Raw genomic sequence first — 1,107 nt, 5'->3', positions numbered from 1 at the left:
GAAAGGGACTCGTCGAGTACTTCCAGGGGTGGCCGGTAGCCGAGCGCCGAGTGCAGGCGCCGCCTGTTGTAGAAGCCCTCGATGTAGCGGATGACCTGCCGTTTCGCCTTGGCCCGGGTGGCGAAGACGAAGCGGTGCAGCCATTCATTCTTGATCGCGGCGAAGAACGACTCGGCCATCGCATTGTCGTAGCAGACCCCCGTCCGGCCGACCGAACGGCGGATCTGCAGACCGGTGAGAAAGCGGCCGAACTCATCCGAGGTGTAGTTCGAGCCGCGGTCGGAGTGGAACACGGCGCCTGGCTGGAGCAGGCCGGTGCCGACCGCCATCCGGATCGCGTCCTTGATCAGATCGGTGCGGTAGTGGTCGGCCATTGCCCAGCCCAGGACCGCCTTGCTGTGACAGTCGATCACAGTGGCCAGATACAGGAAGCCTTCCCAGGTGGGGATGTAGGTGATGTCGCCCACGAGCTTGGTGCCTGGCCGCTGGGCGGTGAAGTCACGGCCGACCAGGTCGGGGATGCCATGAAAGTCGCCCTGTACGGTGGTGACCGGCCGGAACGCGCGCGTCTGGGCGGGAACCAGGCCCAACTCGCGCATCAGGGCACGGACCAATTCGGCCGAGCAATGCTCGCCACGGCGTCGCAGCGCCGCGTGCACCCGCCGATATCCGTAGGTTTCGTGCGAGTCGGCGAAGATCTCGGCGACCAGCGCGGTGAGCAGTGTGCGGCGTTGCGCGGTGGCCGAGGCCGGCCGTTCGCGCCACTCGTAGTAGCCCGACCGTGACACCTCCAGCCAGGCGCACATCCGGGCGATCGCGTGATGGGCCTTCTCCGCATCGATCAGCTCGTACTTGGCGAGCGTCATCGATTCTCGGCCGCGAAGAAGGCGGCTGCTTTTTTCAAGAACGCCAGCTTCTCGCGCAGTTCGGCGTTCTCCCGCTCCAGCTCGCGGACCCGCGCCCGGTCCGGCCCGGAGACCGGCTGCTCTGCCTCACCGTGCACGATCCGGTGCCGGTTCACCCAGCTGCCCAGGGTGCTGGCGTTGATCCCGAACTCCCGCGCCACCGACGCGACCGTCCGTTCGCCCTCCAGCACCATCCGGACGG

1 protein-coding gene is annotated in these 1,107 nt (G+C 67.0%); it reads right to left on the bottom strand.

Features of this window, described 5'->3' with window-relative positions:
* Positions 1-1,107, bottom strand: a protein-coding gene (locus tag IEY87_RS45290; RefSeq protein ID WP_373294410.1) for an IS3 family transposase whose coding sequence is annotated in 2 segments (ribosomal slippage) — positions 1-893 and positions 896-1,107 — 1,105 coding nt annotated over the 2 segments. Because the reading frame shifts where the segments join, the coding sequence is not laid out codon by codon here. This gene is flagged as partial in the annotation.

The organism is Nonomuraea glycinis, from assembly GCF_014646515.1.
Taxonomy (GTDB): Bacteria; Actinomycetota; Actinomycetes; order Streptosporangiales; family Streptosporangiaceae; genus Nonomuraea; species Nonomuraea glycinis.
Note: the sequence above shows the minus strand (reverse complement) of the source record. Positions and strands in the feature narration are given on the sequence as shown.